At 44.8% G+C, this 12337-nt stretch carries 16 protein-coding genes; 15 read left to right on the top strand and 1 reads right to left on the bottom strand.

The window, feature by feature from the left end; all coding sequences use genetic code 11:
• The coding region (locus tag IT392_00290; GenBank protein MCC6542926.1) for a DUF4416 family protein at nt 1–183 on the bottom strand (183 nt) is incomplete at its 3' end.
• A gap of 234 nt (nt 184–417) precedes the next feature.
• On the opposite strand from IT392_00290, the gene rplM reads away from it, so the two are divergent.
• The 15 genes from rplM to IT392_00215 all read left to right on the top strand — a co-directional run bounded on the left by rplM (nt 418) and on the right by IT392_00215 (nt 12337).
• The gene (rplM, locus tag IT392_00285; protein MCC6542925.1) at nt 418–852 is read left to right on the top strand and encodes a 50S ribosomal protein L13; all 435 of its coding nucleotides are present in this window, start codon (nt 418–420) and stop codon (nt 850–852) included.
• Nucleotides 853–855: 3 nt separating this feature from the next.
• Nucleotides 856–1251, top strand: a complete 396-nt coding sequence (gene rpsI, locus IT392_00280) for a 30S ribosomal protein S9 (protein MCC6542924.1) — start codon at nt 856–858, stop codon at nt 1249–1251.
• 27 nt (nt 1252–1278) lie between these two features.
• The gene (locus IT392_00275) at nt 1279–2319 is read left to right on the top strand and encodes an N-acetyl-gamma-glutamyl-phosphate reductase (GenBank protein ID MCC6542923.1); all 1041 of its coding nucleotides are present in this window, start codon (nt 1279–1281) and stop codon (nt 2317–2319) included.
• 2 nt (nt 2320–2321) lie between these two features.
• Nucleotides 2322–3521 carry a bifunctional glutamate N-acetyltransferase/amino-acid acetyltransferase ArgJ gene (gene argJ / locus IT392_00270; GenBank protein MCC6542922.1) on the top strand — a complete coding sequence of 400 codons (1200 nt, stop codon included), beginning with the start codon at nt 2322–2324 and terminating at the stop codon, nt 3519–3521.
• 95 nt (nt 3522–3616) lie between these two features.
• A complete protein-coding gene (rpsB, locus tag IT392_00265; GenBank protein ID MCC6542921.1) occupies nt 3617–4414 on the top strand; it encodes a 30S ribosomal protein S2 in 798 nt (265 codons plus the stop codon).
• Nucleotides 4415–4420: 6 nt separating this feature from the next.
• Complete coding sequence (gene tsf / locus IT392_00260) at nt 4421–5017, top strand: translation elongation factor Ts (GenBank protein MCC6542920.1); 597 nt, start codon at nt 4421–4423, stop codon at nt 5015–5017.
• 17 nt (nt 5018–5034) lie between these two features.
• A complete protein-coding gene (locus tag IT392_00255) occupies nt 5035–5751 on the top strand; it encodes a UMP kinase (protein MCC6542919.1) in 717 nt (238 codons plus the stop codon).
• A gap of 15 nt (nt 5752–5766) precedes the next feature.
• Nucleotides 5767–6324, top strand: a complete 558-nt coding sequence (gene frr, locus IT392_00250; GenBank protein ID MCC6542918.1) for a ribosome recycling factor — start codon at nt 5767–5769, stop codon at nt 6322–6324.
• Between the two features lie 122 nt (nt 6325–6446).
• On the top strand, nt 6447–6866 hold the full coding sequence (locus IT392_00245) for a PA2779 family protein (protein MCC6542917.1): 420 nt from the start codon (nt 6447–6449) through the stop codon (nt 6864–6866).
• A 9-nt stretch (nt 6867–6875) separates the two neighbouring features.
• Nucleotides 6876–7478, top strand: coding sequence for a C39 family peptidase (locus IT392_00240; GenBank protein ID MCC6542916.1), 603 nt, complete (start codon nt 6876–6878; stop codon nt 7476–7478).
• Complete coding sequence (locus IT392_00235; protein ID MCC6542915.1) at nt 7475–8128, top strand: tetratricopeptide repeat protein; 654 nt, start codon at nt 7475–7477, stop codon at nt 8126–8128. Before IT392_00240 ends, IT392_00235 begins: the two co-directional genes overlap by 4 nt.
• Nucleotides 8125–9237 carry an alanine racemase gene (gene alr / locus IT392_00230; protein ID MCC6542914.1) on the top strand — a complete coding sequence of 371 codons (1113 nt, stop codon included), beginning with the start codon at nt 8125–8127 and terminating at the stop codon, nt 9235–9237. The genes IT392_00235 and alr overlap by 4 nt, the downstream gene beginning before the upstream one ends.
• On the top strand, nt 9234–10010 hold the full coding sequence (locus tag IT392_00225; GenBank protein ID MCC6542913.1) for an ABC transporter permease: 777 nt from the start codon (nt 9234–9236) through the stop codon (nt 10008–10010). Before alr ends, IT392_00225 begins: the two co-directional genes overlap by 4 nt.
• A 78-nt stretch (nt 10011–10088) precedes the next feature.
• A complete protein-coding gene (locus tag IT392_00220) occupies nt 10089–10835 on the top strand; it encodes an ABC transporter ATP-binding protein (GenBank protein ID MCC6542912.1) in 747 nt (248 codons plus the stop codon).
• 17 nt (nt 10836–10852) lie between these two features.
• Nucleotides 10853–12337, top strand: a complete 1485-nt coding sequence (locus IT392_00215; protein MCC6542911.1) for an MCE family protein — start codon at nt 10853–10855, stop codon at nt 12335–12337.

Raw genomic sequence — 12337 nt, 5'->3', positions numbered from 1 at the left:
GATGGGGCGTTCATAAAATAAAAATGTCCTCTTCAGGTCAGTGCCCATCTCTTTTTCATAATAGGTTGAATTGGACCATGTCCAGACAGGACTTTCCATATCAATCGGGCCCAAAGCTGACGATAGCCTTTCACGTGCGGCGTTAAAAACACCTTCACTTCCAAACAATATTGCTGTAAACAACTTAACCTGCTTAACGGGTCTTATAATTCCCATAATAATGTGTTAGACTATTTTAATATGAACTTAATACTAATGCAAATATCATGCAATATGTACCCTAAATCATTTTTTATACGATATTGGCGAAGCGAACGGGTAAATCCCCCACATGAAGCAGTCTTGAATCAGAATATTACTTGACAAGCACTTCATAAATCAATAAAATAACGTGTTTGTGTAAGGGGGTTTTTAATTATGAAGACTAATTCAGCTAGAAAAGAAGATGTAAAGAGGGACTGGTTTGTGGTGGATGCGGATGGCAAGGTGCTTGGAAGGCTTGCATCCCAGGTTGCGTCTGTACTGAGGGGGAAGCATAAACCGATATATACCCCGCATATAGATACCGGTGATTTTGTTGTTGTGGTCAATGCCGGTAAGATCAGGATTACAGGGACCAAGGTGAATGATAAGGAGTTTTATCACCATTCAGGGTATCCTGACGGGTTGAAAAAAGAAAGCCTCCGTCAGTATGTTGAAGAAAAACCTGACGAGCTTATAAAACGGTCTGTTTGGGGAATGCTTCCAAAGAACAAGCTTGGCAAGGCCATGTTAAAGAAATTGAAAGTTTATACAGGCGGTGTACACCCGCATGATTCACAGATGCCTAAGGCACTGGAAATAAAGGAGTAATGAATGAACACAACAACACAACACAGTGCGACAGGTAAGAGAAAGAACGCGATTGCACGCGTCAGATTAGTCCCTGGTGAGGGAAAGATCGTAGTCAATGACAGGCCGGCAGAGGATTACTTCCCTGGCCATACCCTGATCAGACTTATCAAGCAGCCTCTTGACTTGTTGTCATTAACAGGGAAATTTGATATATATGCAAACATAGCCGGGGGAGGGATTGCAGGTCAGGCAGGTGCATTAAGGCACGGAATTGCGAAAAGCCTGCTGGATGTCAATCCTGAATACAGGCGTCCATTGAAAAGCAAAGGCTTTCTCACGAGAGACGCGCGTGAAAAAGAGAGAAAAAAACCAGGGCAGAAAGGGGCCCGTAAGAAATTCCAATATTCCAAGAGATAATGCCGGGGTATTAACTCTTTTCCAAGAATGCTAAAGGTAGCTGTTGCAGGGGCGAGTGGTTATACAGGAGGTGAGTTGTTAAGACTCCTGGCCCTGCACCCTTATGTCAAAGTAGTTGCTGTTACCTCAGAAAAATCTTCAGGTAGACCAATAACACAACTGTTTCCAAGTCTGTCGCGGTTTTATGACCTGACGCTTGAGCCGCTAACTTCAGAGGTTATGTCAGGGGAGGCTGAGTTGATATTCACTGCCCTGCCTCACGGGACATCTGTTGCACCTGTCTCGGATTTTGTGAAGATGGGCAAGATGGTCGTGGATCTAAGTGCAGACTTCAGGTTAAAAGACCCGCTTACCTATGAGAAGTGGTATGGCGTGAATCACACGGCTGAATCTTTACTGCGGAGCGCTGTGTATGGACTGCCTGAGATCTACAGAAACAATATACGTGGGGCAACTCTGGTTTCAAATCCGGGATGTTATCCTACGGCAAGTATCCTCGGTATAGCGCCCCTGATGAAAAGCGGATTTTATAACGGCGGGAAGATTATTATAGATGCCAAGTCAGCTATTTCAGGTGCAGGACGTTCGCCGTCCCTCTCCTTTCACTATCCGGAGGCAAATGAAGGGATGGAGGCGTACAAGGCCGGCACCCACAGGCATATCCCGGAGATTGAGCAGGTGCTGTCAGATGTAGCAGGAAGCACGGTAACCACATGCTTTGTTCCGCACCTGATCCCGGCAAACAGGGGGTTGTTGAGCACTTGTTATGTGTCGTCTGATTTCAGCGGGGAGACGAATGATATTGTTAAACTTTACAGACAGTACTATAATGGAGAGACATTTGTGAGGGTACTCGATGCAGGGAGACAGCCAAATATAAGGGATGTAAAAGGGGCTAATTTCTGCGACATAGGGATCTCCCTTGATAAACGTAATGGGTTTATAATAGTCACCGCGGCGATAGACAATCTCGTAAAGGGTGCAGCAGGCGCCGCTATTCAGAATATGAATATAATGAAAGGCTATGAGGAGACAACAGGCTTAATGCAGCCAGGCCTGTTTCCATAATTATGAAAGAAATACCAGGCGGTATAACCGCACCAAAAGGATTCTTTGCCTCCGGCATTTACGCCGGTATAAAGCGAACCAATAAATTAGACCTCGCTATTATTTACAGCGAGAGAGATGCCGCAGTTGCAGGTACCTTTACAACTAATAAGGTAAAGGCCCCGCCTGTTATCTTTACGGAAAAGCAGATCAAGAATGGCAGGGCGAGGGCGGTAATTGTAAACAGCGGTAATGCAAATGCCTGTACAGGGGCTCAGGGAATGAAAGATGCAAAAGAGATGGCAGATCTGACAGCGGATGCCCTGTTTATTGATAAGGACCTTGTATGTGTCTCTTCAACCGGTGTTATTGGTGAACTCCTTCCAATGAGCAGGATAAAAGCTTCCATTAAACAGGCTGCTAATTCCATAAGCCCGGATGGTGGCAGTGATGCTGCAATTGCAATCATGACGACTGATACATTCCCTAAGGAGGTAGCTGTAAGGGGGCGTGTTGGCGGAAAGACGATCACTGTTGGCGGGATAGCAAAAGGTTCAGGAATGATCCATCCTGATATGGCAACTATGCTGGCATTTATTTCTACAGATGCTGCTGTAGACAAAAGTACACTTAGGGCGATATTGAGTAAAGAAGTTAACAAGTCATTCAATAAGATTACTGTAGATGGAGATACAAGCACTAACGATATGGTGTTATGTATGGCAAACGGAATGGCCGGGAATAGTCCGCTGGCCAATAAGGATCTTGCCCTTTTTCAGAAAATGATCGGACATGTATGCCGCAGTCTTGCCCTGATGATTGCAAGGGACGGTGAAGGGGCAACTAAACTTGTAGAGGTGTTCGTACGAAGGGCAAAGAGTGATAAGGACGCAGAGAAGGTCGGATTTGCAGTAGCCAATTCAAGCCTTGTTAAAACCGCCATCTTTGCAGGCGACCCCAACTGGGGACGTATCATGGCCGCTATTGGCTATTCAGGAGCAGTGGTTATCGAGGATCGTATATCCATTTCATTTGATAAAGTGAAGTTGGTCAGGAATGGTCTTGGTCTGGGCAAGGAAATTGAGAAGAAGGTAGCCGAGGTCATGAAGAACAAAGAGTATTTGATTACTATAGATTTGAACGTTGGAAATTGTGAAACCTCTGTTTGGACGACAGATCTTTCATATGACTATGTAAAGATCAATGTAGCCTACAGGTCATAGCCCTAATTATTTATTGCAATTTTTGCTGACTTATGCTAACTTTTTCTGCTGGACTAACAAATTTAATTTTCACAACAGTTACTGGAGGGTAGTTTATTATGGGAGTAGCAATTAAAGAATTACTTGAGGCAGGGGTACATTTCGGACATCAGACTAAAAGATGGAATCCAAAGATGAAGAAATTCATATTTGGTGAGAGAAATGGAATCTATATAATTGACCTGCAAAAGACAATGGCTAACTTCGAAGAAGCCAGCGAATATCTGAAGGAAGTGGCCATTCAGGGAAAGCCGGTCCTCTTCATAGGAACAAAGAGACAGGCACAGGAGATTGTCGAGGCTGAGGCAAAGAGATGCGGGATGTTCTTTATTAATCAGAGATGGCTCGGCGGCATGCTCACAAACTTTGCGACTATAAGAAAGAGTATTGACAAATATAAGAAGTATGAGAAGGCGCGTGAAGACGGTACACTTAATCAACTGCCAAAAAAAGAGGTTATAGGAATTGAAAAAAAGATGGCCCAGATGGATAAGATATTCGGTGGAATAAAAGGGATGAACGTCCTCCCTGGAGTCATCTTCGTAATTGATACAAAGAAAGAGACTATAGCGGTGCATGAGGCAAACAGGCTTGGTATTCCGGTCATAGGTGTAGTAGATACGAATTGTAATCCTGATAATATAGATTATGTAATACCAGGCAATGACGATGCTATAAAGGCGATCAGACTCATCTGTTCCAAGGTTGCAGATGCCGTTCTTGAGGGAAAGGCTATCTATGATGCAAGGGGCGGAGTTAAACAGGATATTGCTGTAAAAGCAGTAGAAGAACAACAAACTGCAGAGGCGGAAGCGGTAACTGAGATTGACGCAGTAACATCCAAGGAGGCATAATCAGCAATGGTAACGATAAGCAGTGATACGGTAAGAGAACTCAGGGAAAAGACCGGCGTTGGTATAATGGACTGCAAGAGGGCATTGGCCGATTCAGGTGGTGACCTTGAGAAGGCGGTAGACTTGTTAAGACAGAAGGGACTTGCATCGGCTGCCAAAAAGTCATCACGTGAGACAAAAGAGGGTGTGATAAGCAGTTATATTCATGGCGCCGGAAAGATTGGCGTGCTTGTAGAGGTTAATTGCGAGACAGATTTTGTGGCGAGGAATTCAGAGTTTCAGGAACTCGTGAAAGATATTGCAATGCAGATTGCGGCTTCGAATCCTTCATATGTCCGGCGTGAAGATGTCCCGGCTGATGTGCTGGAAAAGGAGCGCGATATATATAAGATACAGGCCAGGGAATCGGGCAAACCTGAACATGTGCTCGATAAGATCGTTGAAGGAAAGGTTGAGAAATTCTTCGTTGAGACATGCCTTCTTGAGCAGTCATTCATCAAGGACCCCACTGTCACAATAAATGACATGGTTCAGCAAAAGATCGCCAAGATCGGTGAAAATATCTCGATTAAACGTTTTACAAGATACCAGCTCGGCGGTTAAGCCAGACATATCGTAAAATGACTCAAAAAAAAGGCTTTAAGAGGGTACTTCTCAAGGTCAGCGGTGAGGCCCTGATGGGTGAAAAGGGATATGGTATAGATCCCGCCGTAATTGACTCCATCGCAGATGAGATCAAGGCTGTTTATGATGCCGGGGTTGATATAGCGATCGTAATAGGCGGCGGCAATATATTCCGTGGACTTGGGGCAGCGGCTACCGGTATGGAACGGGCGTCAGCAGACTACATGGGGATGCTGGCGACGGTGCTTAATTCCCTTGCCCTTCAGGATGCACTTGAGAAAAAGGGTGTTGTCACCAGGGTCCAGTCTGCAATTGAGATGAGGGCGCTGGCAGAGCCTTATATAAGGCGCAGGGCTATCAGGCATCTTGAGAAAAAAAGGGTAGTGATATTCGCAGCCGGTACCGGCAATCCATATTTCAGTACCGATACTGCCGCCTCACTTCGCGCCATGGAGACAGGGGCCGACGTAATCCTTAAAGGCACAAAGGTTGACGGAGTCTATGATACAGACCCGGTGCTCAATAAAGATGCAAAGAAATTTAAAACACTTTCTTATCTTGATGTCTTGAAGTTGGGACTCAAGGTAATGGACTCCACAGCAATCTCCCTATGCAAAGACAACAACCTCCCAATAATTGTATTCAATCTGAGGGAAAAGGGAAATGTCAAAAAGGTGGTTATGGGCGAGGACATCGGCACGGTAATTAGTTGATGAGGGTCTCAATACATGATAGGCAATATTAAAAATAAGGCTGCAGAGAAGATGGAACAGACGCTGAGTGTCTTTAGAAAAGACATCGCAGCCATGCGTACGGGCAGGGCTTCCGTATCAATAGTTGAGAATATATCAGTGGACTATTATGGCACACCCACCCCTGTCTCACAGGTGGCTGCCCTTACCGTTCCGGAGAGCAGGATGATTGTAATTCAGCCGTGGGAACAGCGTTTGATACCTGAGATTGAAAAGGCCATCATGACATCGTCGCTTGGCCTGACGCCCTCCAATGACGGAAAGATTATAAGAGTTCCTGTCCCGGCGCTTACTGAAGAGCGAAGGAAGGATATTGTCAAGACGGTAAAGAAAATGGCTGAGGATGCCCGTGTTGCGGTACGCAATATACGAAGAGATGCCAATGATGAAGCAAAGAGGGCAGGCAAAGAGGCAAGCATCTCGGAAGATGAAATCAGAAAATCTCAGGACGAGTTGCAGAAGCTGACAGATCAGTATATTCATAAGGTTGATGAAGTACTGAAGAAGAAGGAACAGGAAATAATGGAAGTATAGTTGGCGCTTCCTTGCACCTGGGCATTTTTGAGCGCCAACTATGGATGCAATATGGGCATTATAAGACAGGGTAGCACATATTTCCATGAATGGTTTTAAGCGCAGGTTAATAAGGAGGTTTTATGGTTAAGAAACTTGGAATTTTATTGGGACGTTCGATTACAGTGTATCTGATTATTGCCATGTTCGTTATTGCATCAGTACCGACTCAATCAGCCGCTATGTTTCTTTCTTCAGGCACTACCGGTGTCTCTGCTGCCGATGTAGTCGTGGATGCCGCAGCTGATGCAGTCAGGGTAAGGACATTTCTCGAATCCAAGATTGTCAGGCAGCGGCTCTCAGATTTCGGGCTTACTTCAGAAGAGGTATCATCCAGGCTGAATCATCTTTCTGCTGACCAGATGCATCAGATAGCCTCTCATATTGGTCAGGTAGATGCCGGAGGAGACAGCTTTATCGGTGGCATTATCGCCATGCTGGTGATAATTATTCTCGTTTTAGTGGTGCTGAAGTTAATGGGACTCGAGGTTGTAATTAAATAAATTTAATTAATGGATATATTTAAAAAATCTAATAAGACCCCACGGCTCAGGGCCGCTGGGGTCTTTCTTTTTTCAGGGTTGATTTTTGCTGCGCTGGCAGGATGTTCAGCAGGCAGCCATGGTTACACAACTGAAGCGGGATTTAATACACCTCTGTCGTCGTCATACATACCTGATGTACCCTTTTACCCGGGTGAAGATTACCAATGCGGGCCATCTGTCCTTGCCGGTGTCTTAAATTACCGTGGATACGATATTAAGCCTGAAGATATATCAAAAGAGATTTACCTGAAAAATATCAGGGGTACCCTTAATATTGATATGGCTGCTTTTGCGCGCAGGTTTGATGACGCAGATGTCAGGGAATTTCAGGGTAATATTACATTTTTAAAAGAGAATCTGTCCATGAATAATCCGTTGATCGTCTTTGTTGACCTTGGTATATGGAATATCAGGAAAGGGCATTACATGCTTGTGGTAGGCCACGATGACACTGCCGGAGGGTTCATTGTCTATTCTGGTGCAGAGAAAGACAAGGTTATAAGTTATAAAGATTTTATGAGGATTTGGAAACGGGGCAGCTACTGGGCGTTACGAATTACAAAAAAATGAAAAAACCGTACATTGATATACTTGCAATTATATTAATATTCTCAGTCTCTTCCTGTGTCACAATCCCAAGGTTAATAGTCATGCATGACCCTCTGACAATGAATGAACACATTACCCTCGGCCTCAGTTATGAACAAAAAGGAGAGGATGACCTTGCGGTTAAAGAGTATGACAAGGCAATCAGAATTTCGAAGGACGACTTCAGACCATTTCTTTATGCAGGTAATGTTTACTACAAAAAAAAAGATTATAAACTTGCTGAAAGATATTATAATAAAGCGTTAAAGGTTGCACCGGATAACGGAGATGTGCATAATAACCTTGCATGGGTCTATCTTGATACAGGCAGGTTTGCGGATGCTGGCAGGGAGGCAGAGAAGGCGGTCAGAATAGAGAGGAGTCCGTATTACCTGAATACACTGGCTAATATTTATTATCGTGTGGGAAGATATGAAGATGCAAGGAAAATATTAGAGGAGGCTATGGTGCTTACCTCGCCAGATGATAAGTCATTACGGGATGATGAGATAAAGTTGCTTGAAGAGATAAATATGAAAATCCCCCTTAATCCCCCTTTTTCAAAGGGCGAAATTAGTTACCCCACTTTAGAAAAGGGGGGCTGGGGGGATTTGAAAGGCTATTTCGAGTGAATCTAACAATCGCTGAGATGAATCTTTCCAATTTAGTCCATAACCTTAACCAGGTGAGAATGTTAATTCCTGCAGGCTGTAAAGTCCTTGCAGTTGTAAAGGCCAACGCCTATGGTCATGGAAGTATAGAGGTGTCGCGGGAGCTTGAAAATGCCGGTGTAGATATGCTTGGAGTCGCTACTGTTGATGAGGGACTTCGCCTGAGGAAGGCCGGTATCAACAAAGACATCCTGGTCCTTGGATTAATATGTGCCGGCAGTGTACAGGATATTATAAAGTGGCGCTTAACACCTGTTGTTTACAGTCAGTCTGTGGTAAAGTCGTTGTCTGAGGCATCCTGTTCGGCAGGCATAAAAGTACCGGTTCATGTAAAAGTGGATACCGGTATGAGAAGGATCGGGGTTGACTCAGACGATGCAGCAGAGTTTGTCTCAAGTATCTCAAATTTCAAAGGGATTACGATACAAGGCCTGATGACCCATTTTGCAGAGTCAGACCTTGATGATAAGGATTTTGTAAAGGAGCAGTTGAGCAGGTTTTTAACAGCATGCAAAAATATCGAAGAGGCTGGTATCAGAATACCTCTGAAACATGCAGCCAATAGTGCGGCGATTATTGATATGAAGGAAACTCATCTCGACATGGTGAGGCCCGGGATAATGCTGTATGGCTATTCGCCATCTGCTCTGTCTCGGGAAAAGGCTGATCTGAAACCGGTAATGACATTGAAGAGCAGTATCATATATGTGAAAAAGGTCCCTCCCAAGACAGGTATAAGTTATGGCAGGATTTTCACTACGAGTCGTGAAACCATTGTGGCTACTCTGCCTGTCGGATATGCTGATGGCTTCAGCCGCCGTCTGTCAAATACAGGGCAGGTCATTATAAGAGGAGTTCGTGCCCCTGTAATTGGACGGGTCTGTATGGATATGACGATGGTTGATGTTACCGATATTCCGGGTGCAGCAGTTGGTGATGAGGTTGCAATTATAGGCGGCCCGGATGGTAATGGTATATATGCTGATGACATAGCACGCTGGACCGATACAATACCGTATGAAGTGTTGTGCGGGATAGGCGAGAGGGTTGACAGGGTGTATATAAAATGATAATCAGATCATTTGCATACATAGGCAAGGGCACACTGAAGCTCACAGAGGAGATCGGGCGTGGTTCTATAATGTTCTGGCAGACTCTATCATGGAGTTTCAGACGTCCTTTTAATCTTCGTATAATTTTTCAGCAGATGGAGGCGATAGGTTTTAATTCGCTCCCGGTTGTCATTATCATGGCGTTGTTTACAGGAATGGTTCTTGCGATTCAGACATACACTGGCTTCAAGAGATTCAACGCAGAGAATTTTGTGGGTACTGTCGTTGCGCTTTCAGTTGCAAGAGAGCTCGGTCCGGTACTCACAGGGCTTATTGTATCTGGCCGGGCAGGAGCCGCCATGGCTGCTGAGTTGGGTACAATGCGTGTTACAGAACAGATAGATGCACTTGTGACCCTGGCGACTAATCCTGTAAAACATCTTGTTGTGCCGAGGTTTATTGCGGGACTTATTGTGCTGCCTTTGCTTGTAATAATTGCTGACATCATTTCTGTAATCGGCGGTTATTTAATAGCCGTCTATGTATTAGGCGCCAATTCCGTTATTTATATGCGAATGACTACTGAGTATATAGAATTAAATGATGTGTACGGGGGGCTGCTTAAGGCGTGCGTTTTTGGTGTCATCATCTCTACGGTCAGTTGTTATAAGGGGTTCTATACGCAGGGCGGTGCAGAGGGCGTCGGGAGGGCAACGACAGGCGCCGTGGTGTTATCCATGATGTTTGTCCTGATTGCAAACTATTTTATGGCAGCCTTGCTGTTCAGGTAAATCGGCAAATTAGCAATGAGCAGCAAACAATCAGCAATAAGTGATAATAAGTAAGTAGTAAATAGTGGGCATTTTTTTATGATAGAAATTGTCAACCTGCATAAATCCTTCAACACCAAGCAGGTCCTTCGTGGTGTTAATCTTAATATAGAGCGCGGCGAGACTATGGTTGTTATCGGAGGGAGCGGTTCAGGCAAGAGTGTACTTATTAAACACATAATCGGGCTCCTGATACCTGATGAAGGGAGTGTCACGATTAATGGTGTTGACATTTTCACCTTATCTGAAGGAGAATTGAATAATATAAGAAAGAAATTCGGTATGTTATTTCAGGGTGCGGCGCTTTTTGATTCGCTTACTGTCTGGGAAAATGTCGGATTTGCTCTCAAACAGCACACCCATATTTCAAAGGAGGAGATCCGCGATATCGCATCGCGTAAACTTGAAATGGTAGGTCTCAGGGGGATCGAAGACCTCATGCCATCCGAGTTGTCAGGCGGGATGAGGAAGAGGGTGGGACTTGCAAGGGCAATAGCTATGGAGCCTGAGATCCTTCTATATGATGAACCTACGACAGGTCTTGACCCGATAATGGCTGACGCGATAAATGACCTTATTTTAGATATGAAAAACAAGATTAATGTTACCGGGGTTGCTATAACTCATGACATGACCAGCGCTTACAAGATAGGCGACAGGATAGCGATGTTGTATGAAGGCCGTATACACGGTGTCGGTACTCCTGATGAGATCAGGATGTCAGATGATCCTGTAATCAGGCAGTTTATCACAGGAAGTTCGGTCGGGCCGATAAAGGCTGTGTAGGAAGTAAAGGAGGAAGAGTGCAGTCTTTTACAACTGAAGTAAAAGTTGGGATATTTGTTGCAGTAGCGCTTGTATTTCTTGGATACATGACAGTCAGGATAGGGGATCTGACTTTCGGTCGTGATACAGGATATATTGTCTATGGTGTGTTTGATTCTGTCGCGGGCCTTGATGTCAAGGCCCCTGTAAAAATGGCGGGTGTTGCGATTGGAATTGTAGAGACGATAACGCTTGACGACAGCAGGGCCAAAGTTGGAATGAGGATCAAGCCTGACGTTAAGATAAAAAGGGGGGTTATCGCTGCGATGAAGACCGAGAGTCTTCTTGGAGAGAGATATGTTGAATTGATCCAGGGTGACAGGGAGGTCTATCTGAAGGATGGTGATGTTATAGCGAAATCTATAAGTGTGGCAGACATTGACAGCCTGATAACAAGGATTGACAGTGTTGCAGTGGACCTTAAGACAATAAGCAGTTTCTTCAGTGAGACACTGGGGGCTCCGGAAACCAAGAAATCCATTAATGAAATAATAGTGAATATGAGAAATCTTACTGCAAATCTTGCCAACATTGCAGAGCGCGACAGCGACGCCATTGAAAAAGTTATCCAGGACCTGAGCGACCTCATTGCAGGTGTTAAGGAGATGACTGTAGAAAACAGGGAACCGCTTAAAGGGGCCATAGCCAATCTTGAAGGCATAACGAAGGATATAAGTGACATGGCCAGGGACAACAGGGAGCCGTTGAAGTCAACCATTGCCAATCTGAATCAGGTCTCGGCAGACATAAGGGAACGTACACCCAGGATACTGGAAAGGGTTGATAACCTTGTTGAAAGGGTGGACAAGGGTGAGGGTACTGTCGGTAAGCTGATGAAGGAGGATGGGTTGTATAATAAGCTTGATTCTGCGTTGGCAGGTGTTGATAAATATATATCTGCAATGGACAGGTTCACGCTTAATCTGGGATTCAGGGGTGAATACATGTTTGATGAGGGTGATACCAAGGGGTATTTCTCCCTTAAGCTGCAGCCTCGGGATGATAAATTCTATTTGTTTGAGATAATAGATGACCCAAAGGGTAAGGTAAAGGTGACAGACACAGAGGTTACAACCACTCCCGGCACCCTGGTCAAGACTCATGAGGTCAAGAGGGAGGATGCTTTAAAATTCAGCGCTCAATTTGCCAGGCGGTTTGGAGATGTAACCTTCCGCGGCGGTCTGATGGAAGGGAGCTTCGGGGTTGGGGCAGATTATCATGTTATTAATGATAAGGTAAAGGCGACAGTGGACGCATGGAAATTTGATGGAGAGGTAGATGCAGAAAATCCTCATGTAAAACTAACGGCGAGCTATACAGTTTTCAAGACGCTCTTTATAAATGCAGGCGTTGATGATGTCGCCAATGAAAAGACCTCAAGCACCTTTGCCGGGATTGGCCTGACATTCGACGATGAAGATCTTAAATACATTATGACGAGGCTTCCGGTCTCGCTGCCGTAG

The sequence above is a fragment of the Nitrospirota bacterium genome (genome assembly GCA_020846775.1).
Lineage (GTDB): Bacteria > Nitrospirota > 9FT-COMBO-42-15 > HDB-SIOI813 > HDB-SIOI813 > RBG-16-43-11.
This window is presented reverse-complemented; position numbering and strand designations above follow the sequence as displayed.

Bases quoted from the DNA above. Each gene is read 5' to 3' on its own strand.
- rplM (MCC6542925.1), top strand. From the start codon at position 418: ATGAAGACTAATTCAGCTAGAAAAGAAGATGTAAAGAGGGACTGGTTT.
- rpsI (MCC6542924.1), top strand. From the start codon at position 856: ATGAACACAACAACACAACACAGTGCGACAGGTAAGAGAAAGAACGCG.
- IT392_00275 (MCC6542923.1), top strand. From the start codon at position 1,279: ATGCTAAAGGTAGCTGTTGCAGGGGCGAGTGGTTATACAGGAGGTGAG.
- argJ (MCC6542922.1), top strand. From the start codon at position 2,322: ATGAAAGAAATACCAGGCGGTATAACCGCACCAAAAGGATTCTTTGCC.
- tsf (MCC6542920.1), top strand. From the start codon at position 4,421: ATGGTAACGATAAGCAGTGATACGGTAAGAGAACTCAGGGAAAAGACC.
- IT392_00255 (MCC6542919.1), top strand. From the start codon at position 5,035: ATGACTCAAAAAAAAGGCTTTAAGAGGGTACTTCTCAAGGTCAGCGGT.
- frr (MCC6542918.1), top strand. From the start codon at position 5,767: ATGATAGGCAATATTAAAAATAAGGCTGCAGAGAAGATGGAACAGACG.
- IT392_00245 (MCC6542917.1), top strand. From the start codon at position 6,447: ATGGTTAAGAAACTTGGAATTTTATTGGGACGTTCGATTACAGTGTAT.
- IT392_00240 (MCC6542916.1), top strand. From the start codon at position 6,876: ATGGATATATTTAAAAAATCTAATAAGACCCCACGGCTCAGGGCCGCT.
- IT392_00235 (MCC6542915.1), top strand. From the start codon at position 7,475: ATGAAAAAACCGTACATTGATATACTTGCAATTATATTAATATTCTCA.
- IT392_00225 (MCC6542913.1), top strand. From the start codon at position 9,234: ATGATAATCAGATCATTTGCATACATAGGCAAGGGCACACTGAAGCTC.
- IT392_00220 (MCC6542912.1), top strand. From the start codon at position 10,089: ATGATAGAAATTGTCAACCTGCATAAATCCTTCAACACCAAGCAGGTC.